The organism is Amycolatopsis sp. VS8301801F10, from assembly GCF_046195355.1.
In the GTDB taxonomy this organism is placed as follows: Bacteria; Actinomycetota; Actinomycetes; order Mycobacteriales; family Pseudonocardiaceae; genus Amycolatopsis.
Genome location: NZ_CP176065.1, coordinates 172659 through 192132 on the forward strand (window position 1 = coordinate 172659; position 19474 = coordinate 192132).

Sequence of the window (19474 nt, forward strand, 5' to 3'; positions counted from 1 at the left end):
TCTCCTAAGTGGCGAACAGGATGCCGGCGTCCGTGCCGGCCGGGGTGTACTCGGCGAGCCGCAGCCGGAGACTGTCCTCGCGTTGCGGTTGGAACAGGTCGTGGAAGGCGCCCATCTCCGCACCGTCCTCCGCGCCGCGGCTGATTTCCTCCGGCCCGGATCGCGCGAGCTGGGCGTAACCCGGGGTGCCGTAGCGAACCGAAGTGAACCGAGGGACGACTCGGGCCGGATCGCCGGAATGCTCGGGCTCGCAATGGAATCTCGGCGGCGTGCGCGAACTTTCCGGCAGCCAGCAGAACCGCACGCAGCCGTCCTGGCGCCGGGCGATCCGCACTCGACCGTCCAAAATGGAGTTTTCGAGCACCCCGGCCGCGTGCGCGAACACGGAGCCGAACACCGTGCACCGGCGCACGGTGAGCACCGCGTGCGCGCATCCGTCGTCCGGTCCGGACAGCGCGGCGAGGCCGGGTCCGGTGGCATCGAGAATGCTGTCGGCGAGCCGGATCTGGTTGGGTTCGCGGTGCACTTCGTCGGCGGTGACCAGGATCGTGCCGAGGATGCTGCGTTCCACGCAAAGGCAGGCGGGAGTGTCAGCGAGTTCGATGCTCGCCTCTTCCTCGTGTTCCGGACAGCACTGTGCGTCGAGCGACCAGCCGGGCACCAATGTGCAGTGCCGCAACGATAACTGCCCGACCGGACCGTGCACCTGCACGCTGCGCCCGGTGATCAGCAGCCCGTCGAAGACGACCTTGGGCAGCGGATCGTCTTTCGCGCCGCGGTCGGTCCCGACGATGCGCAACGCGTCCGGACGGTTGCTGTTCCAGTCCAGCAGCCGCAACACCGGACGCGTCCCGCTCGCTGCCCGCAACGTCAGGCAGTCGCCGCGGTCGACGGTCAGCTTGATTTGTTCCTGATACGCCCCGCTGTCGGTGAATTCGATGACCGCCTCGCGCGCCGACGGGTCGGTTTCCTTGTCCCGCTGCCATTCCTCGACGGCTTCCATGACGAATTCGTGGTGCCCGGGGCCGACGCGGTAAACGTGGTCCGACGGTTCCGTCGCGCGCGGGTACTCCCCGGTGCCGAGGTCGTCGGAAAACGCGTAGTGGTAGTCGACCCACACTCCGGCTTCCGGGGCTTGCCGGACCGGAAAGGCGATCCGGCCCAGCACCGGGTCGAGCGCGACCTTCCCGTGCGCCGGCCGGTAACGCCAGCCGGACAGATCCGCGGGCACGATGTCGGCCAGCGGCACCGGATTCCCGTCGCCCAGGTAGACGCACAGGCTTTTGCCAGGTCCATAGTAGACCGCCGGTCGCTCGGCGAAAGCTTGCCTGCGAATGAAAACCGGCACGTTCGTTTCGTCGGCGAGGTGATTCGGCGACGGTTCCCGAACCGGGGAGACGACGAGCGGAGTGTCGCTGCCGAGAATGCTGAAGGTGAATCGGGTGCGTGCCCGATCCTCGCAGTACGCGGGCCCGTGCGTGATCGAATACGGCTTGAGCCGCCATACGTACAGGCCGATCTCCGGGATCCCGTACCGTCCGGTCCCGCGATGCGAAGTGATCCGCCGGACGTCGATCGAATGCGCCAGTTCGTCGAACGGCCCGTCGAGCCGGTCGAGCGCGTCGGCCCCGTGCAGGTCGGCCAGCTGGCCCCGGGTCAGCCGCCGCCGGTCCGCCCGCGGGTCCCGGCCGTGCAGCCGGACAGCCTGCGAAACCGCCAGCAGCTGCCGGAATTCGACCGCCCGCGCGGGCCATTCCGCGACGTCTTCGGCGAGTTGTTCCAGCAACGCCAAGGTGCCTTTGCGCCGCCGGTTGCCGACGGTGTGCGCGACATCGCGGCGAGGCGCGAGAGCGGACAGCAGCCGTCGAGCCGCGGCCGAACCCGTCGCGAGCGTCTCGTCCGCGCCCGGCAGGATCCGGTACCCGACCAGGTCGCCAAGGTAGGGCGCGACCCAGTCCTGGCAGGTCTCGATGAACCAGTCCGCGTATTGCGCGTCCAGGTCGGCGGCGATCAGGTCGGCCTGTTCGGTGATTACGCCGAGCAACGCCTTCAGCGGCCCCGCGTTCTCCTCGTCGCGCCGCCGGTAGACCGACGGCATCAGCTCGTAGAGCCGGTCTGGATTGCGAGTCATGGGATCCTCACCACCATCAGCGCTTCCGGCACCCCGGCCGGGAGCACGGCGAGCCGGGCGGGCCGGATTCCGCGCCCCACGGTCAGCTGCTGGCCCTCCTCAAGCTCCGTCGAATCGAGATCCGGGTTCAACCGGACCAGTTCGTCCACGGTCAGCCCGTGCCGGAGCGCGATCGTCGTCAAGGTGTCCGTGTCGAACCCGTCCACATAGCCCACCTCGTCGAAAACCTCCTCGAACCGCGCCCCGGACGCCCCGACGCACGGCTTCGCCTCGGTGAGCCGGCCCGCGATCGTGGCCAGTTCGATCGGCGTGACGTCGCCCGCGATGCCGTCGAACACGGTGATCGCGGCGTAGTCGACCCCGGGCACCGCCTGGATCGCGGCGAACGCTTCGCTGAGGAACGCGGGTTCGCCGAGTTCGCGGCGGGCAAAGGAAAACTCGTCCAGCAACGCGGCGCGCACCGCGGGTTCCACCAGTTCCCAGGTGTAGTCCGGGAGCACCTTGATCCCGGCGCGCAGCACGAGCAGCACCCGTTCCCGCACCGCGACCCGCACCTCGACGCCGCGGTCGCCGAAGCCCGCCAACGCCGCTTCCAGCGCGACCACCGAGCCGGAGGACGGGTCGATCCGCGCGTCCCCGGTCGCCGCGACCGTCACGTGCACGACCCGCCGTCCGCCGTCGGAAAGCTTGACCGCCTTGGCTTTCCCGATCCCCGCCCGGGCGCGGGTGAAGTCCTCGTAGTCGCGGATGGACACCAGCCGATCGAGCGCGAGCATCCGCAGCGGGATCGACGCGCGGACGTCCGCCGGTCCGTCGCCGTCCGCTCCCCCGCCGGACGCCAGCGGGTTGGTCACCGCACGCACGCCCGGCGGACGGCCGGTGGCCTGGTTGATCTGCCCGGCCGCGACATTCCCGTCGTGGCCCGCGCCGACCCGGTACACCGCCGTCACGTTCTCCACGCCGGCAGGGATGCGTGCGCCGTGGACGCCGTCCCCGAACCGAAGCGTCCGGGTCCCGCCCGCGCCGAGCGACACCTCGTAGTCGTGGCTCGTCGGCCCGGACCAGACCAGCCCCTCGGTTTCGTGCCAGCGCACGCCGGACACGCGAGCGGCGAGCGTGCTCTCCGCGCCGGAGGCGTTGGCGGACGGCCGGAAGGTGAGCGGGTTGTCCGCATTGGCCTGGCGCAGCGGGAAAACCTGATTCGCCACGCCCGGGTCGCCGCTGCCGAGCACCTCGGTGCGCGTCTCGCCCTGGTCGGCCTCCACGACGTTGCCGTAGACGGTCACCGTGTCCCGGCGGTACCGGTAGGACAACGCCGTGGCGAGCGACAGGAACGTGCGGACCCGGCTGCCGTGCCGGCTCGGTTCGACCCGCTGCCGGATCCCGGCGACCATCGTCACCTCGGCGGCCTGGACCCCGCTGGTGTGCGGCACGTCGGTGCGTTCGCCCGCCACCACCAGCCATCGGCCCGGCCGGAGCCCGTCGTAGACCCGGGCGAGTTCGATCTCGTCGCCCCGCACGTCCTGGGTGATCGGGTCGCCGATCGCGGTGAGCGCTTCGCCGTTCGCCCAGACGACCGTGCCCGCCGCCGGAACCGGGAAGACGACCCGGTCGACGGTGATCTTGGTGAACTGCTTGGTCCCGATCGGCGCGGACTGGTTCGGGACCGTGACCTTGACCGTCGCCAGCTCCACCGCCGTCACCCGCGCGGAGGACTGCTCGCCGTTCGCCGATTCCAGCACGACCCAGCTGCCCCGGGTGATGCCGTCGTACACCGCGTCCAGCCACATGGTCGTGGTGCCCGCCGCGTCCGCGATCGCTTCGGCAGGCCGGTCCAGGACGACCGCCCGGGTCCGCAGCACCTGTACGCCGGACAGCTCCGGCGGCGGCGCGATTTGTTCGTTCGCCCACGCGTGGTGCAGATTCGCACCCAGCCGGGGATCGGCCGCGATGAGCAGTTTCGGGTGCACGTCGGAACTGGGGTGGAACAGCTGGTCCACTGTGGATGGTAGATCGATTGCCTTGCGTGGCGGCCGGGACGGCTCTCGCCGCAGCCACGGCAGCACCGGGGTGAGCCCGAGCAGCGCCGCCGCCCGGTCGCAATCGGTGCCGTAACCGCAGCCGCAGCCGCAGCCGTCGAAGCGGTATCCCGGCGACGTGCAGAACAATTCTCTGCCGAACTCGGTCAGGTAGCGCAGCTCCGGATCGCTTTCGCGCAACGCCGCGGTGCAGAGCTTCAGCAGCGCGTCTGCCGTGTCCGAGACTGGTCCGACGAAATCGCGGAACCAGTCCTGGATCGCGCAGTTCGCGTGCGCCCGGGCGAGCGCGGCCTGTTCCGCCAGTTCGGCGCTGAACTGGTAGACCGTGCGGGCCAGGACCAGGTTCGCGGTGGCCGAGGTGCCGAGACTCTCCAAATAGGTCTTGGCAGTGGTCAACGCGGTGCCCGTGGGGTCGACCCACGGCGAGGGCGGAGGCTGGAGCCGCACCGCGGTGGCGATCTCCTCGACGAGGTCGCGGATCGTCTGGTTGAGGTCGTCGAGCACGATGCCCGAGGTGACCAGCTTGACGGTGGTCCGGTTGGCCGGGAAATCCGGCGTCGCCTCGGCGACCACCCGGACGGCCGGGGCGAAGGCGCCGAACAGCAGCAGCAACCGGTCTCCCGGCTTGAGCGCCGCGGTGGTGCCTTGGATCCCGAGCCGGGGGATCTGCCGGGCGGTTACGGCGGTGACGTCCACCGGCTCGGCGGTGGCCACCTGCAGCGCGTTCCATTCCTCGCGGGCCTGGAGTTCCGCCGCGGTCTCGAAGGTCTGCGGCAGCTGGCCCTGCGCGGGCACGCTCTTCGCCTGGGTACCCGCCGGAATCACCGTCCGCGCACCGGGATCCAGCGTGTACGCCAGGTAAGTCGTCGCGGACAGCGCGGGCCGCGGGGTGTAGCCGACGAGAGCCCCGAGGTGGAGGAGGGATTCGGGTTCGGTGGCGGTGCGCAGATAGCCTTCATTGGCGATCCGCTCCTGGTAGAAGGTCAGCACGTCGCCGACGACGGCCCAGCAGTCCAGCAGCGCGATCGCCGGATCGTCCGGGTCCCGCGTGGTGAGCGGAGCCAGCGCCTCCCGGCTCGCCAGCCGCGCCAGCATCGACTGGCGGAACCGCGCGTACGTGCCGATCCGCCGCGACAGCGCGGGCAAGCCGGGTCGCTGGTAAGTCGTCGCCGGGGTCGTCGGGCCTTGTCCCGTGCCGCAGTTCATCGTCCGCCTGCCAGGTCGAGGGTGAGCCGCCCGTTCTCGGGCCGGGCCGGGTCGTCGTCGAGTTGCGCCACCTCGAGCGGCCCGATCGGGAGGACGCCGGTGGCGAGTGCGGTGCCGGGCGGGCCGAACAGCCGCTCCAGCCGGGTCACCTCGGCGTGCCGGACGCCGGGTACCGCCGCCGCGGCCGCGACGAGCTGGCCGACCCGGACCGGGGTGCCGAAGGTGAGGCGATCCGGCTGGAAGAACGCGCCGAGCGCGCGCCGCAGTGCCGTGCGCACGTGCCCGGCGAGGTGGTCGGGCAGCACCTCGACGCGCAGGGTCAGCTCGAGCGGGACGAGGGTCGCGCTGAACACCGAAAGGTCGTGCCCGATCCGGCGGTAGCGGAACAGCGCGGCGCGGGTTTCGTCGAGCAGCCAGCTCGGCGCGACCTCCTGGCCGAGCGGATCGATCGCGACCTGCGCCTCGTACCAGCTGCCCGTCCACCGCAAATCGCCCGCGGCCCGCTGGATGCCCGGGGAAGCACCGGCCAGCGTCGCGTAGTCGTCCGCGGTGATGGCGCGCAGCAGCCGGCGGCGAACCTCCTGCGGGGCCCGCAGGCGGACCTCGGACACCGGTTCGGGATCGACCCCGCCCACGGCAGGCAACGGATTGCGCACGCTTCGGATGCCGGGCACGTCGACGTGGTCGAAGACGATGCTGCTGATCGCTTCGCGGCCGACGTTCCCCGCCAGCCCGGTTCCCACCCGCAGCGCCGCGCTGAGCTGACCGCCCAACGGAAACTTCGCGCCGTTGCGGCCGTCGCCGAACCGCAGCACGGTCGCGCCGGTGTCGGTGACCTCGCCGACGAAGTGCCGGTCGGCCGGGCCGCTGTCGAGCAGATCCCGTCGCGGCAGCCAAACCTCGTGGTTTCGGTCGGTGACGGTGACCGCCGGCAGTGCCAATCGCGGATCCGGTCGCGTGGCGAGACTTGCCGGACCGCGGAACGCCGCACGGTGTTCGTCCAGCTTGTCCCCTTCCGCCGCGCCCCAGCTCTGGCCGATCTCCCACCCCTCGTTCGCCGCGGTGAGCACGTAGCCCGCGCGGGCCTGGCGGATGAGGTCTTTCAGCCGCTCCAGCTTCGTTTCCAGCAAGTCGTCGAAGCACGCCAGCAGATACCGGAGCGCGCGTCGGGGGTGGTCACGAAGGCCGAGCTTCTTCACCAGCTTGGTCCCGAAAAGCACGGTGACGAATTCAATGTCCTTTTCGGACAGTTCACTTCGCCACAGCTTGGTCAGCCGAGCGCGGATCCGGCCGGGGAGCCCGACCAGCCACTGCGCCTGCGCGGCCGCGACGCCGGCGGGATCCGGGAAGGGGACGCTCTGGGTGACCGGCTGGTGCCGCAACTGCGGCTGCACGACCACCGGCAGCGGCGGATAAGCGGGTACCGGTTCGGTTTCTCCGCAACCGCAGCCGCACTCGCGCGGACACTGCGGTTCCTCCGGCGCGGGATCGGGAACCTCGTGGGATTCCGGGCGGATCCGCTGGCCGTGCTCGACCAGCACCACGTTCCCCCGGGCCACTCCGACTTCGAGATCGACGCAGTCCGGTCCACCGCGGGCGTTGACGCAGAACGCGAACGTCAGCGCGTCCTCCCGGGCCCACGTCACTTCCAGCAGTTTCTGCTGATACAGCTCGTCCGTCGTCTCGGTGACCGACATCAGCCGGACAGCCTGCCGGTGCGTGTGGTCGGCGTCGGCCGGAAGACCGGACGGAACCCCGATCAGTTCTTCGAAGAGCAGCACGTCGCCCGGCACCAGGCACAACGCCCGGTCGCTGTCCACGAGGGCGGCCGAGGTCGCCCCGGCGGGCAGGCAGCAGTCGTGGTCGCCCCAGGTCCACAGGCTGATCCGGTTGCGTGCCGGGCGCAGTTCGACCGGCTCGTCGTGGACCGGCTCGAACACCTCCGCCGCGCCGCGGGAATCGCTGTCCACCGTGCTGAACCGGAAAGTCCGCTTCGGGAGCGTGACCTGCTCGGCCGCGTCGATGCACACCCAGGCCCGCGCGGAACATCCGTCGTGCATCAGGTAGTCGACCAGCCGGGCGTGCCGCCGCACGGAAACCCGCAGGCGCGCGGTGTCCAGGTACGCCTCGGTGGCCACCGCGTCTTGCTGGTAGCTCAGCCGATCGCCCTCGTAGGCGAGCAGTTCCGTGAGCATGATGCCGACGTCCGGGACGTGTCGTTCGGTCCAGGACGGCATCGTCAGCTTCAACCGGTCCAGCAGCAGCTGCCGGAAGCTGGCGTAATCCTTGCTGAGATAATCGATCTCGACCGCCGCGTCCGCCGCTGGGGTGCTTTCCTCGACCGGCGCGCAGTCGACGTCGCCGCAGCTGCCGAACGTGAAGTCCACAAAGGAATAGCGCGGATCGAAGCCCGGATACGGCCTCGTCCCCGGTTTGCCGATCGGCCCGGCCTCCACAATGGACAACCGGTAGGTGGACAGATCTCCGGCCCGGTCGACGGTCAGCCGCACCGCGTCGGCGAGGTCAGGATCGTCGCTCCCCCACAGTTCGACCGCCACGACGGCGATCCCGCTCACGCGCCGTCCACCGTCGATCCGGAAGTTGGCCGGCCCCAGGTCTTCCGGTGCTTTGCCGAAGAAGCCCACGGTGAGCGAACTGCCGTCGTCGCTCACGCTGACCGAGTCGATGCCGTTGCCGCCCGCGACGCGCACGTCCGCCCGGCGGCGCTCGTCCGCACAGCCGATCATGCCGCCCTCCCGGTGATGACGTCCTCGCGCCGTTCGCCGGTCGCGAGAAGGACGTAGCCGATCTCGATCCGCAAGGCGCTTTCCTCCGCGGTGACGTCCAGGTGCTGCACCGTGATCAGGTCGCCCAGCCAGCGGTGCAACGCGCCCTCCGCCGACGCCTGCACCGCCGCCGCCAGCTCCGGACTGTTCGGCTCGAACACCAGGTCCAGCAGTCCGCAGCCGAAGTCCGGACGCATCACGCGCTCCCCCGGCGTGGTGAAGAGCAGCTGTTCGATCAGGTCGAGCACGTGGTTCGCGTACCCCGCTTCGGCGACGCGGCCGCGTTCGTCGAAATGGAGCGGGAAATCAATGTCCACAGTGGTCACCTTCCCGTCACGAACTGTTGCATGAGAACCACGATCGGCGGTCCGGGCGAAAGAGAGCCGAGGCAGGTGCCGCCGCCCTGTCCGGCCGGGGGAAGCTGCGTGAGCACCGGAGTCGCGCCCGCCAGCAGGGACGAAAGGTTCGTCCACTGCACCGTCGTGCACGGCGGCGTCAGCGTGCACCCGGTGACGACGAACTGGTCTTTCGTGGTGAGCACCGGCATTCCGTTCACCAGCGCCGCCGGCGGGCCCGCCGGGATCGCGGTCACCGCGCCGCCGTGCGGACAGGTCATCGTCATTCCGCTGTGGAGCAGAAAGCCCGGCACGCCCGCACCCCCTAGTTCGGAACGACGAACGTGCCGTTGTTGATGACGACCGAGGTCCCGGCGAGCCGGATCGAGGCGAGACCGGGGCCGCAGGACAGTTCGATCCCGGTCTCGTTGAGCTTCACGTACGGCCCGGACGGCCCCATGATCTGCAACTGGATCCCGCCGGTCGGACCGGGCTGCTGGGTGATCAGCAGGTAGTTCTGCGGCGGCTGGCCGAACGGCGTCAGCGGCGTGCCGATGACCACCTGCGGCACGCCCGGCACGATGCTGGACGCGATCGGCGGTCCCTCCTCGCGCACGTCGCGCCGGAAGCCGGTCCACACCGCGCGGCCGATGTCGCCGCCCTGGAACTCGACCCACACCCCGGAATTGACCAGCGGCACCACGTTCATGCCCGGAGCCGCGGTGCTCGCCGCCGCCCAGATGGCGTTGTCGCCCAGTACGTCGACGACCCGCACGAGCAGCCGGTCCAGTCCCAGCGGGTCTACATTGGACACCACGACGCCCTCGTAGGTGCCGTCGAACCGCGTTCCTTCGGTCGTCATGCGCTCACCTGCTGGGAGAAGGGGACGAAACCGTCCCTGGTCAGGCCGAAACTCTGCTTGTACTCGCCGCGTTTGATCTCGTGCGTGACCCGGTTGACGTAATAGAGCCCGTCGTACGCGAGCCCCGCGCCCCGCACGCCGACCAGCGCACGCGACTTGAGCACGTGGCCGTACCGGAGCACGTCGAGCTTTCCCTGTCCGGTCACCGCGTCCGAGCCCTTCGCGGCTTTGCTCAGCGCACGCAGCAACACCTGCGGCGTCGGCCGTCCGGCCAGGTCCAGCAACGGTTCCTCCTTCAAGGCCACCGCGGGACGCACCGCCAGCGGCGGCCGCAGCAACGAAACGCTCGGCACGGGAATCGAGAAGCCGATCTTGGTCCTCGGCTCGGCGATCCGGATCGTGTACTGCGTCCGGGACATCCCGTCGAAGCCGAACGACAGGGATTCCACATTGGTCGCGGTCCCGGAATCCACGGTGAGCGCGGGCTGCACGACCCCGGCCCGGACTTCCGGACCCCAGTACGCGACGCTCGCGCCCGGCACCGGCCCGGGGATCAGGTAGAAGGCGTACCCCGCGTCCTTGGCCAGCCCCCGCAGGTAGCCGAGATCGGTGTCGGACTGGCCGTCCACCCTCTCCTGCGGCAGCTGCGGTTCCCCGAACAGCACCGGCACCGGGGCGGGCACGATGCCGTACCTCGCGTACTTGGCCAGGATTTTGAGCACCCGCACGTGCAGCGGCATCCCGGGAAAGATGTCCTGCTCGTACCGGAGCTCCATCAGCGCGGTGAGGTCCTCGCCGGTCACCGTGAGCCGCGATTCGCCGGGACCGGAGCCAGGGCTCATCTCGTGCCGGGTGATCACCCCGTCCATCAGCACGTCCGCCGAGCCGCCGACGATCACCGCGAGCACGACCCGCGCGGGCGGATCGAGCAGCCCGGACGGCAGCAACGTCCGGGCGAGCAGGGAATTCCGGCTCACCGCGAAGGTCAGCTGGAATCCGCTGCGCTCGCCCGCGGCCGAGGTGACCTGCACGGACTGCAACGCGTCGACCAGTTCGTGCGGCACCGGCACGGCGAGGGTGCGGCCGATCATCAGGTGCAGCTGGAAGCTCTTACCCACCGGTCCCTCCCGCCGGAATCCCGGGCGGCAGCGTGATCCGCAACCGGCGGCCCGGCTCCGCGGTCAGCTCGTCCGGGTCCATCGCCCGGTTCGCGTCGGCGATCCGCCAGTACTGCTCGGCGTCGCCGAACACCTCGCCGGCGATGCGGTCGAGCCGGTCGCGGGGCTTCACCACGCGCTCGCCGATCTGCGCGAGCTGCTCCGGCTGGGGCAGCAACCTCCGCTGGACGAAGCGGACCGAGCGGCCGTCCGGAAGGTCGCGGACCGCGGTGGGCAGGCCGTAGTAACGACTGGTCGCGGAGAACATCGAGCACCTCCTAAACGGTCGGCACGCCGACGTCGGTCACCGGATTGGTCACGCGGTCGGCGAATCGTTCTTTCTGCTGGAGATAAGTCAGGTACAGCGTTCCGCCCTTGGCTCGCGCCCCCGGATCGCCGGGATGCGGATAGCCGAGATCGTCCACAGTGAGCACTCGGACGGTGACGCTGACCTTGGCCCGGATCGGATTGAGGGCGGCGTCGAACGCTTCCTCGGTGACGCTGAAGTCGGTGATCCGCACCGGAAGCACGCGTTTGGGCCCGAGCACCAGCACCGTCAGCGGGGCCTCCACCGGCACGATTTCCAACTGGCCCTGTCCGGCCAGCTGGTCTTCATTCAGCAATTGCGCGTACGTCGGCGACAGGCTTTTCTCCAGCGCACAAAGCACCGGGAACAAGCCGTCGGGAAACTTGTCCGGAGCGGCGGTGGCATCGAACTCGGCCTCGAACTTGTAGGACTCGTGCGAAGGACCCTTGAGCCGCAACGCTTCCAGCCGGTCGCCCGGTTCCCCGCCGACGCCCTGCACCTGCAGCGTGCGCGTGAGCGTGTCCGGGTTGTACTGGAACGGAATCGTCTTCGACGCCCGCCCGCTGTCCGGATCCACCAGCACGAACCCGCCCCGGACGGGATTCAGGCTCTGCGGAAAGGTGGTCATCGTCGTAGTCCTCCCCAGCGAACGGCGGAACGCCTTGGCCCAAAGCGTGCCGCGACCGCGTCACCGAGGCGTCACCGCTCAGCCGGCGACCTCGCGAATTCCGCGGTGAATCGCACTCGCGATCGCTTCCGCGAGGGTTCCCGCCGACGATTCCGGCACCACGACGCGACGCCGCCGCGACGCCCGCCACCCCCGAGGCGGCTCGTCCGCCAGCAACCGGGCCAGTTCTGCCCGCACGGCATCGCGGAGCTGACCGGGCTCCTCAGCCAGCCCGGTCAGCACCACCCGATCGATCCGGATCGAGATCACCGGCGGAAATCCCGTTCCGGCACGGGAAGTTCGAGTTTCCGGAACTCGGTGCGCGCCGCGGCCAGCACGGTCTCCATCGTGATCGGCGACCCGGCGGCCGCGGCGAGGAAGGCCGCGTTGAGCGCGATGTTACGGATCATCGCGCCGCTCGTCTGCAGGTGCGCCAGCCGGTCGAAGTCGAGGTCTTCGCAGGGGGCCCGCGTGGGGAACGCCTTCTGCCACAGGGTTTTTCGCTCGGCAGGGCCGGGAAACACGAACTCGACCACGAAGCGCAGCCGCCGCAGGAACGCGGTATCCAGCGTCGACCGCATGTTGGTCGCCAGGATCGCCAGCCCGCGGTGGGCTTCCATGCGCTGCAGCAGATAGTCGACCTCGATGGTGGCGTACCGGTCGTGCGCGTCGCGGACCTCGCCGCGTTTGCCGAACAGCGATTCCGCCTCGTCGAAGAACAGGATCGCGCCCTCGGCCGCGTCGAACAGCTTCCGCAGGTTCTTCTCGGTCTCCCCGATGTACTTGCTGACCACTGTGGACAGATCGATCCGGTAGAGGTCCAGCGCCAGCCGGTTCGCCAATACCTCGGCCGCCATCGTCTTGCCGGTTCCGCTCGGCCCGGTGAACAGCACGCTCAAGCCGAGCCCGCGGTCGCCGAAGCCCCACGTTTCGTGCACCCGCGTGCGCTGCCCGACCTGGTCGGCGATCTCGCCCAGCAACCGGCGGGACTGCTCCGGCAGCACGAGATCGTCCCAGCTCGCGCTCGATTCGAGCCGCTGCGCGCGGCCGTCCATCCGCGGCCGGGTGCGGATCCGGCATTCCTGCCACACCTTCTCCGGATCGGCTCCCGCGACCGCCGCCACCGCCGCGATCCCCGGCAGGTCGAGCGAGAACTGCGCGGCCAGCGAATCGATCACCGCCTGCTCGCACCCGAGCGCCTCCCGCCACGCCAGCGCGCGCTCCGCCGGGGTCGGCGGGCGGACCTCGATCGACCGGAGCCCCGGCCCGCCTTCCCGCACGGCCAGCACCGCCGGTCCGGCGATCCGGTCGAGAAACCGGCTGGCTGCCTCCGTCTCGTCGGCTTCGAGATACAACGCCAGCGGCAGCAAAGCGGACTCCCGCTGCCACAGCCGAGCCAGGAGATCCAGCTCGACCGGCTGCGCGGGCAACGCGGCCGCCTCGAGCCGATACGCCGCCAGCCCGGAGATCTCCGCGGCATGCGCGGTGACCTGTCGTTTGGCCGCCTCGTCGGCGCCGGTGAGCTGAACCGGGCCCGCGAGCGCCCACAGGCTCGCCACTTCCTCGGCGACGCGCTGCTGCGAAGCCGACAACTCACCCGGCACCAGCGGCGTGACCAGCGGAGTCAGCCGGTCGTCCAGACTGTTGAGCCCCTTCAGGTAGTCGACCGCGCGCTCGGCGGCCCGCAGCGGCGCGGACACCACGCCCTGCCCGGAAACCCCCTCGACCAGCTGCCAGTACCGCAAACCTCCTTGCGGCGACACGGCTTCCCACGCCGGATCGGGCAGCACGCGCAGAGCCAGCCCGAACGTCGGATACGCCATGTGCGCGTTGCCGTGCGCTTCGGCACAAAGCCCCGCGATCGACGGATCCAGCTCGACCGCCGCGCACAACAGCAGGGTGTCCCGTTCGAACCGGGACAACCCGAGCCGCGCCGCCAGCACCGCCAGCGCGGGCGGCGGACCGCTTGCCTCGGCTTCCTCGACGGCGTCGGTCGGAATCGCTTCGCCGGGGTGCCGCATCACCTCCCGCAGCCACTCCAGCGACGCGGCGAGGAAACGCCCGTTGGCTGCTTCCCAGGTCATGTGATGGTCACCGTCTGGGTGGCGTCGAACGCCGGCTTCGGACCCGTCCGGTCGACCAGCAGGCTGTCCACGCCCCCGATCCGGAGCCGGGCGAGGTGGGTGCCCACCGGCGCGTCCGGAACGTCGAAGGTCAGGTCCGCGCCGGTCACCGGATCCTCCGGCTGAGCCGCGACCGCGCGCCGCTCCAGCACCGACCGCGACCCGAGCACCAGCAGCACCGGCTGCCCGGTCCGCACCGGAGGCCGGCAGGCGATCCGGACTACCGCGCCGGTTCCGTGCCGGCGCACGGTCATCGGCATCCGGCTGGTGATCTCCGGCGCGACGGCCAGCGAAACCTCGTTGGTCACCGTCGTGCCGGCGACCAGCGCGACCGACCAAAGGCCCGCCGGAAACGCGCGCGGCGGCACCGTCAGCTCGAACCGGACCTCGGCCGCGTTGCCCGGCACCACCGGAATCGACACCGGATCGGCCAGCAGCGGATGCGACAGCCGGACCTCGGTCGCCTGATCGAGATGCGCGCCCCGCAGCACGACGCGCCCGCCGAGCTTGACCGACGCCTGCTCGTGCTCGCGCCCGTCGGCGCCGACCGCGACCGGCACCGCCGCGGTGAGCTGCGGGAACGGCGATTCGACGCTGGCGGCAGCTTCCGGGCCCCGGTCTTGCGCGCCCCGGCGCAGCACCGGAACCGGTGCCCGCGGCGGGCGGCGGCTGTCGATGAGCACCGGCCCGGCCTCGAACGCGACGGTGAGCCGGTAGCTGGTCTGAAACGCCGACCAGAGCGAGTAGATGTCCTTCTCCGCGAAGGACTGCCAGGTGAGCCGGATCAGCTCGGACTGTTCCGAGACGTCGCTGGGCGACTGCACCTGCCGGAGTCGCGCACGGCTGAGGTGCGGATGCTCGTGCAGCGTCCGCAGCGCGCCGCCGAGCATCCGGTGCGCGATGGTGTCCGCGCCGCCCGGCACGTACGCGGTCAGCAGGTAATGCAGGACGAGCGGCAGCTGCGGATCGCCGTGGTCGCCGGGCCGCAGCCCGACGGGATCCTCGTTGCGCAGCGCCTCGTCGATGCCGATTTGGTAGAGGAACAGGTTCAGCTGCGGATCGCCGCTCGGCCCCGGCGTCTCGTGCGGCGGCCGCGCTTCGACCTTCGCGCCGCTTTCGACCTCGCGGGCGCCTTCGAGGACCAGCTGAACCAGCGCCTCGGTCACCGCCTCGATGGCGTTGGCGTCGCTCATCCCCGCCCCCGGAGGTAGTCGTCCAGGCTCAGCAACGGTTTCCGCTCCTTCTGCGGCTTCGGCGCCGACGTCGGCGCGGGACGGGCGGTGACCTCGACCCGGCCGATGCTGATGTGCACCTCAGGCTCCGCCGGTGCGTTGTGCCGCCGGATCAGCACCGGCTGCGGCGGCGGTGGCGGATCCGGCCGTTGCCGTGCGACTGGATGCGCGCGAACCGTTTCGACCACGCGTTCCAGCTCGACCGGCGGCGATCCCGGCGGCAATTCCGGGGAGGCTTGCGCCTCCGCTGCGCGGACGGGCTGCGGCACCGTCTCCCGCTCCAGCTGTTCGGTCCGCACTTCGCGCTCCAGCAACGACTCGGTGACGCGCTCCGAGCTGAACCCGGCGGTCTCGCGGTCGGTATGCGTCCGAGACTCGACAACACGTTCGTGAGTCTTCATACCGGGTTCGCCCGGCACCGGCATCGGGGCTTCGCGGATGTGTTCCACCGATTCCGTTCGCAGCCCCGGAGTTTCCCGGATGCGTTCGACCCGCTCCCGGAGCGACATTTCGCGGACGTGCTCGGTTTCCTTGGCCGCCCATGGCTTCGGCACCGTTTCGGTGAACGTCCCCATCGGCAGCTCAGGTTCCGCACCCACCGGACTCGCGGGTTCGAACAACGTCGGCACCAGCGGCCGAATCGGCGGCGCGTCGATCCGGCCCAGCAACCGGTCCACGAAATCGTTCATGCCACAGTCCCCGCGAGTTCCAGATAACGCCGGCGCCGTCCCGGGCTCACCGCCAGCACTTCGGCCTCCGACCAGCCATACGCGAGCGCCAGCGCGTGCACGTCGTACAACAGCCGCCGCGCGCGAGCTTCCAGCTCCGTCCACAGATAACCCGCGATGTCGAACGGCGAAGCCCAGCGATGACCGCACACCGCACAGTCCAGCTCGATCCGGACATCGGCCTGCGGATCAGCCGCGGCGAGCGCCTCCGGCAACGCGGCGAGCACCGCCTCCGGCAGTTCGCCAGCCACACACCGTTCGAGCAACGCTCGTCTGCTGGTGGCCTCCAGCACATCCCGGCTCGTCACCGCACGGAACTCGACCTCGTACCCGGCAACCGCCAACACCGGCGCAGAGTCCACTTGCGACGGACGCAGATCCCGGCTCGACAGTTCCAGCTCGAGTTCCGCACCGCACGAAGGGCAATCCACCAGGCACGGAAAGGCGGTCCCGAAACACCGCTCCCGCAGCGCCAGCAGGAACTCGTCCCGCCGGCCCACCGCGAGATCGCCGACCCCGGCCGGTTCCGCGCCCGCGGCGACAGCCAGCGCGAGCGCCCGCCGCACCCCGCTCAGCCCGTGCGCCGCCTCCCAGACGTCCAGGAGGCTCGCTTCGGTGAACGCGGCCATCACGCCGGGTCTTCGAAGGACACGTCCTGCGGTTCGGTGACCTCCTCGGCGACCCACCCCTCGTTCTCGACCTTGATGTGCTGCACGGCGACCGCGTTGGCGTTGGCGTCCAAATCGGACACCGGCTGCCATTCCGACACCCAGCAGTTGAAAACCTGATAGGACAGCACTTTCTGGCCGCCCTCGTCGAACACGTCGACGATGAGGTCGCGGCGGAAGTCCTTGAGCGAGGTCTCCAGTCCCTGCCCGGAATTGGCGAAACTCCACACGCGGTTCGCCCACTGCGCGAACGCCTTGTCCGCGGTCACGCCGCGTTCGAGGGTGATCGCGTCGTATTCGGTGCGACCGGGGAGTTTCGCGCTCGTCGCCGGATCGCCGCCGGACCGGTGCTTGATCACCTCGGTGCTCCGCTTGAACCCGGTGATCTTGCTGACTCCGAGCAGATAGTCGCCGCCGCTGAACTTGACCCGGAAGCGGAAGTTCTTGTACGGATCGCGCCGTTTCGTCTTGCTGTCGGACATGACGTCTGCCTCCTGCTACACCTGGATCTGGCCGGCGAGCTGCTGGATGTGGATGAGCACGAACTCGGCGGGCTTCAGCGGGGCGAACCCGACCAGGATGTTGACGATGCCGCGGTCGATGTCGTTCTGCGGATTGTTCGTCGCGTCGCATTTCACGAGATAGGCGTCCTTCGGCGTGCGCCCTTGGAAAGCGCCCTGCCGGAACAGCGTGTTCATGAACGCGCCGACGTTGAGCCGGATCGACGACCACAACGGTTCGTCGTTCGGCTCGAAGACCACCCATTGCGTGCCGCGGAACAGACTCTCCTCGATGAAGAGCGCCAACCTCCGCACCGGCAGGTACTTCCATTGATTCGCGAGCACGTCCGCGCCGCGCTGCGTGCGCGCGCCCCAGATCACGTTCCCGACCGAAGGCAGGCCGCGCAGGCAGTTCACGCCGAGCGGATTGAGCATGCCGTTCTGCAGGTCGGTGAGCCGGACGGTGAGACCGCTGATCCCGTTCAGCGTCGCCTCGGTGCCCGCCGGCGCCTTCCAGACCCCTCGCTGGACGTCCGTGCGGGCCCAGGTTCCGGCGATCATCCCGCACGGCGGGAACGGGCGAACGAAATTCTCCTGCTGCGGATCGGGAAGTTTGACCTGCGGGAAATAGAGTGCCGCGTTGCGCGCGAAATCGTTGTTCAGAACGAAATTGTCCTTCTTCACATCGTCGGCGACCGCCCGCGCGGTCTGCCACTTCGGATCCGGATCCGCGATCAGCATCGCCCGGCGGTCCACGCAGAGTTTGAGCGCCTCCTGCAGCACGTTGTCCGGATTGCCGATCTGCCCCGGGACGCCCGGAAGGCAGAGCATGTTGAAGATGTCGGTCTTGAGCAAGGCGTAGAGGCCGGACTGCTTTACCGGGTCGCCCAGATAATCCGCGCGCCTCAGCTTCGGGCCGTCGTCGCCCTGATCCGCCGCGGTGTACCAGACGCCTTTCTTATCCTTGTTCAGGAACGGGTCCGCGCCGTCCTCCAGATCCGTGGAACTGTGCTCGGACGGCCGCTTCTCGGGGGCGTCAGCCGAGCCGATCAACGTCGAGGACGCGAGGACGTTCTTCAACGCGCGCGGGGAATTCTGGTCGATGCTGACGTTGAGATACTGCTCGGTGACGTTGGTGGTCGCGTCGCGGATCGTCAGGTTGTACAGCTTGTTGTCTTTGTCCTCGGCGGTGTTGTAGTCGACGCGCGCCAGCAGTTTTCCGTTGGCCCATTTCCCCGGGCCGGACGCGTGCAGGGTCGGCCCGCCCGGCAAAGCGATCGTCGCGGCGACGGCCTTATCCGGCTTTTTAGGCTCCTCGGCCTCCGGCTCGGCGTCCGGTTGAGCGTCCGGCTGGGCGTCCGGCGTCTTCGGCGGCGCGGTGCCGGTCACCCGCACGATTTCGGCCTCGCTGCCGCCGTTCTGGTAGAACTGCCAGACCGCGTAGCTGAGGTCGCTCGCCGGATCGAGGCCGCCGAATTGCTGTTCGTAGTCCTCCCAGCTCGTGATGTGGACCGCCACGTCCGGCACGCCGCGCGAGGCGGTGCCGACGAAAGCCGCGACCGAGGTGGGCACCCCGGTGATGGTCCGAACCGCGCTGGGCAGCTCGTCGATGTAGACACCCGGGAAAGTGGGCGTGATGGGCATGGCCGTCTCCCTCCGCGGCTTGCTCGGCCGTGGTCGTGAGCGTGCTCTGGTTCCGTCACCGCGGCGTCACGTCGCCGTCCGGCGCGCCGATCCGGCTCAGCCAGCGGTCCACGGACGCGAGAACTTGTTCGCGGCTCGTGAAAACCTCCGACGCGGTCGCGTCGGCGCGCACGTCCGCGGTAGTCGTGACGCGGACCCGCAGCTGTCCGTCGGACGTGCACCACGCCCGAAGGACGTGCAGCGCGATTCGCTCCGGGTCCGCACCTGCCATGTGGTGCAGTACAACGGTTCCCCGTCACCGCACCGTCACTTCGCTCAGGCGAGCAGAGCCCGTACGCCGGGGCTGGGCCGCACGCCGAGTTCGGTGTGCAGCAGCTCCGCCAAGGCCCGGTAAGCCCGCACCGCTTCGCCGCGATTCCCTTCGAGAAGGTGCACCCGGATCAGGCACCGATGCGCGCTCTCCCGCAACGGTTCGGCGTCGACCGCGGTGAGCGCGGCGTCGATCGCCTCGGAAAACCGGCCCGCTTCGCCGAGCCGTCCGGCCAGGCATTCCAGTGCGTGCAACCGAAGTTGCCGCCACCGCTCGCGGAAAACGAACAGCCAGTCGTCGTACCAGTCCGGCAGCAGATCGGTCGACAGCAAGCCGATCACCGGCACGCTGTCGCCGGGAAGCTCCGCGGCCGCGGACGCCAGCGACCGCGCCAGATTCGACGCGGCCTGCACGTCGACGGCCGCGGTATCGGCGAGCGCCAGCCGTTCCCCGGTCGCCTGCACCAAATCCCGATGCACCCGGCCGATCCGCCACAACGTGGTGCGGAGGCTCGCCGCACCGTGTTCCTCCGACGAATCCGCCCACAACGCGTGCGCGACCTCAGCCCGCAGCACGGGCCGGTCGCGCAGCGCCAGATAAGTCACCAACCGTTGCGCCGCGCGGGAAAGCGGCCGCGCTCCGGCCGCGCCGTCCACCGCGAAGGACGGCAAGGTCTGCACCACGAGCACTGCCGCCGTTCCAGTTCCCTCTCCCGATTCGTACGTCTTGATCCGCGAACCGACCATCCGAACCGACACCCCCTCGATCCTCGTCTTCCG

Annotated in this window: 18 protein-coding genes; all 18 read right to left on the reverse strand. The window is 69.8% G+C overall.

Annotated elements, in window-relative coordinates; all coding sequences use genetic code 11:
* Window positions 1-4: 4 nt before the first annotated feature.
* The gene (locus F9C11_RS00835) at window positions 5-2131 is read right to left on the reverse strand and encodes a hypothetical protein (RefSeq protein ID WP_409183046.1); all 2127 of its coding nucleotides are present in this window, start codon (window positions 2129-2131) and stop codon (window positions 5-7) included.
* On the reverse strand, window positions 2128-5376 hold the full coding sequence (locus F9C11_RS00840) for a putative baseplate assembly protein (protein WP_409183047.1): 3249 nt from the start codon (window positions 5374-5376) through the stop codon (window positions 2128-2130). Before F9C11_RS00840 ends, F9C11_RS00835 begins: the two co-directional genes overlap by 4 nt.
* Complete coding sequence (locus tag F9C11_RS00845; protein WP_409183048.1) at window positions 5373-8123, reverse strand: putative baseplate assembly protein; 2751 nt, start codon at window positions 8121-8123, stop codon at window positions 5373-5375. The genes F9C11_RS00840 and F9C11_RS00845 overlap by 4 nt, the downstream gene beginning before the upstream one ends.
* On the reverse strand, window positions 8120-8479 hold the full coding sequence (locus F9C11_RS00850; RefSeq protein ID WP_409183049.1) for a GPW/gp25 family protein: 360 nt from the start codon (window positions 8477-8479) through the stop codon (window positions 8120-8122). Before F9C11_RS00850 ends, F9C11_RS00845 begins: the two co-directional genes overlap by 4 nt.
* 5 nt (window positions 8480-8484) lie before the next feature.
* Window positions 8485-8811 (reverse strand): hypothetical protein, encoded by a 327-nt coding sequence (locus F9C11_RS00855; RefSeq protein WP_409183050.1) that lies wholly within the window; start codon window positions 8809-8811, stop codon window positions 8485-8487.
* Window positions 8812-8822: 11 nt separating this feature from the next.
* Window positions 8823-9359, reverse strand: coding sequence for a phage baseplate assembly protein V (locus F9C11_RS00860; RefSeq protein WP_409183051.1), 537 nt, complete (start codon window positions 9357-9359; stop codon window positions 8823-8825).
* Complete coding sequence (locus F9C11_RS00865) at window positions 9356-10477, reverse strand: hypothetical protein (RefSeq protein WP_409183052.1); 1122 nt, start codon at window positions 10475-10477, stop codon at window positions 9356-9358. Before F9C11_RS00865 ends, F9C11_RS00860 begins: the two co-directional genes overlap by 4 nt.
* Window positions 10470-10784, reverse strand: a complete 315-nt coding sequence (locus F9C11_RS00870; RefSeq protein ID WP_409183053.1) for a LysM peptidoglycan-binding domain-containing protein — start codon at window positions 10782-10784, stop codon at window positions 10470-10472. Before F9C11_RS00870 ends, F9C11_RS00865 begins: the two co-directional genes overlap by 8 nt.
* A 10-nt stretch (window positions 10785-10794) precedes the next feature.
* Window positions 10795-11451 carry a hypothetical protein gene (locus tag F9C11_RS00875; RefSeq protein WP_409183054.1) on the reverse strand — a complete coding sequence of 219 codons (657 nt, stop codon included), beginning with the start codon at window positions 11449-11451 and terminating at the stop codon, window positions 10795-10797.
* A 78-nt stretch (window positions 11452-11529) separates the two neighbouring features.
* Window positions 11530-11760: a hypothetical protein gene (locus tag F9C11_RS00880; RefSeq protein WP_409183055.1), complete on the reverse strand. Its 231-nt coding sequence runs from the start codon at window positions 11758-11760 to the stop codon at window positions 11530-11532.
* Entirely contained in the window at window positions 11757-13574 is a 1818-nt protein-coding gene (locus F9C11_RS00885) for an ATP-binding protein (RefSeq protein ID WP_409183056.1), read from the reverse strand. Before F9C11_RS00885 ends, F9C11_RS00880 begins: the two co-directional genes overlap by 4 nt.
* Complete coding sequence (locus F9C11_RS00890) at window positions 13571-14806, reverse strand: DUF4255 domain-containing protein (RefSeq protein ID WP_409183057.1); 1236 nt, start codon at window positions 14804-14806, stop codon at window positions 13571-13573. The genes F9C11_RS00885 and F9C11_RS00890 overlap by 4 nt, the downstream gene beginning before the upstream one ends.
* Complete coding sequence (locus F9C11_RS00895; RefSeq protein WP_409183058.1) at window positions 14803-15534, reverse strand: hypothetical protein; 732 nt, start codon at window positions 15532-15534, stop codon at window positions 14803-14805. The genes F9C11_RS00890 and F9C11_RS00895 overlap by 4 nt, the downstream gene beginning before the upstream one ends.
* Window positions 15531-16202: a hypothetical protein gene (locus F9C11_RS00900; RefSeq protein ID WP_409183059.1), complete on the reverse strand. Its 672-nt coding sequence runs from the start codon at window positions 16200-16202 to the stop codon at window positions 15531-15533. Before F9C11_RS00900 ends, F9C11_RS00895 begins: the two co-directional genes overlap by 4 nt.
* Window positions 16202-16723 carry a phage tail protein gene (locus F9C11_RS00905; RefSeq protein ID WP_409183060.1) on the reverse strand — a complete coding sequence of 174 codons (522 nt, stop codon included), beginning with the start codon at window positions 16721-16723 and terminating at the stop codon, window positions 16202-16204. The genes F9C11_RS00900 and F9C11_RS00905 overlap by 1 nt, the downstream gene beginning before the upstream one ends.
* A 15-nt stretch (window positions 16724-16738) precedes the next feature.
* A complete protein-coding gene (locus tag F9C11_RS00910; protein ID WP_409183061.1) occupies window positions 16739-18385 on the reverse strand; it encodes a phage tail sheath family protein in 1647 nt (548 codons plus the stop codon).
* A 55-nt stretch (window positions 18386-18440) separates the two neighbouring features.
* On the reverse strand, window positions 18441-18656 hold the full coding sequence (locus F9C11_RS00915) for a hypothetical protein (protein WP_409183062.1): 216 nt from the start codon (window positions 18654-18656) through the stop codon (window positions 18441-18443).
* A gap of 44 nt (window positions 18657-18700) precedes the next feature.
* Complete coding sequence (locus F9C11_RS00920; protein WP_409183063.1) at window positions 18701-19453, reverse strand: BTAD domain-containing putative transcriptional regulator; 753 nt, start codon at window positions 19451-19453, stop codon at window positions 18701-18703.
* Between the last annotated feature and the right edge of the window lie 21 nt (window positions 19454-19474).

What these genes read in the sequence shown, in the direction of transcription:
- F9C11_RS00895 (WP_409183058.1), bottom strand. Translation starts at nt 15,534, where the DNA reads ATGAACGATTTCGTGGACCGGTTGCTGGGCCGGATCGACGCGCCGCCG.
- F9C11_RS00915 (WP_409183062.1), bottom strand. Translation starts at nt 18,656, where the DNA reads ATGGCAGGTGCGGACCCGGAGCGAATCGCGCTGCACGTCCTTCGGGCG.
- F9C11_RS00890 (WP_409183057.1), bottom strand. Translation starts at nt 14,806, where the DNA reads ATGAGCGACGCCAACGCCATCGAGGCGGTGACCGAGGCGCTGGTTCAG.
- F9C11_RS00910 (WP_409183061.1), bottom strand. Translation starts at nt 18,385, where the DNA reads ATGCCCATCACGCCCACTTTCCCGGGTGTCTACATCGACGAGCTGCCC.
- F9C11_RS00840 (WP_409183047.1), bottom strand. Translation starts at nt 5,376, where the DNA reads ATGAACTGCGGCACGGGACAAGGCCCGACGACCCCGGCGACGACTTAC.
- F9C11_RS00875 (WP_409183054.1), bottom strand. Translation starts at nt 11,451, where the DNA reads ATGACCACCTTTCCGCAGAGCCTGAATCCCGTCCGGGGCGGGTTCGTG.
- F9C11_RS00860 (WP_409183051.1), bottom strand. Translation starts at nt 9,359, where the DNA reads ATGACGACCGAAGGAACGCGGTTCGACGGCACCTACGAGGGCGTCGTG.
- F9C11_RS00870 (WP_409183053.1), bottom strand. Translation starts at nt 10,784, where the DNA reads ATGTTCTCCGCGACCAGTCGTTACTACGGCCTGCCCACCGCGGTCCGC.
- F9C11_RS00900 (WP_409183059.1), bottom strand. Translation starts at nt 16,202, where the DNA reads ATGGCCGCGTTCACCGAAGCGAGCCTCCTGGACGTCTGGGAGGCGGCG.
- F9C11_RS00885 (WP_409183056.1), bottom strand. Translation starts at nt 13,574, where the DNA reads ATGACCTGGGAAGCAGCCAACGGGCGTTTCCTCGCCGCGTCGCTGGAG.
- F9C11_RS00845 (WP_409183048.1), bottom strand. Translation starts at nt 8,123, where the DNA reads ATGATCGGCTGTGCGGACGAGCGCCGCCGGGCGGACGTGCGCGTCGCG.
- F9C11_RS00835 (WP_409183046.1), bottom strand. Translation starts at nt 2,131, where the DNA reads ATGACTCGCAATCCAGACCGGCTCTACGAGCTGATGCCGTCGGTCTAC.
- F9C11_RS00905 (WP_409183060.1), bottom strand. Translation starts at nt 16,723, where the DNA reads ATGTCCGACAGCAAGACGAAACGGCGCGATCCGTACAAGAACTTCCGC.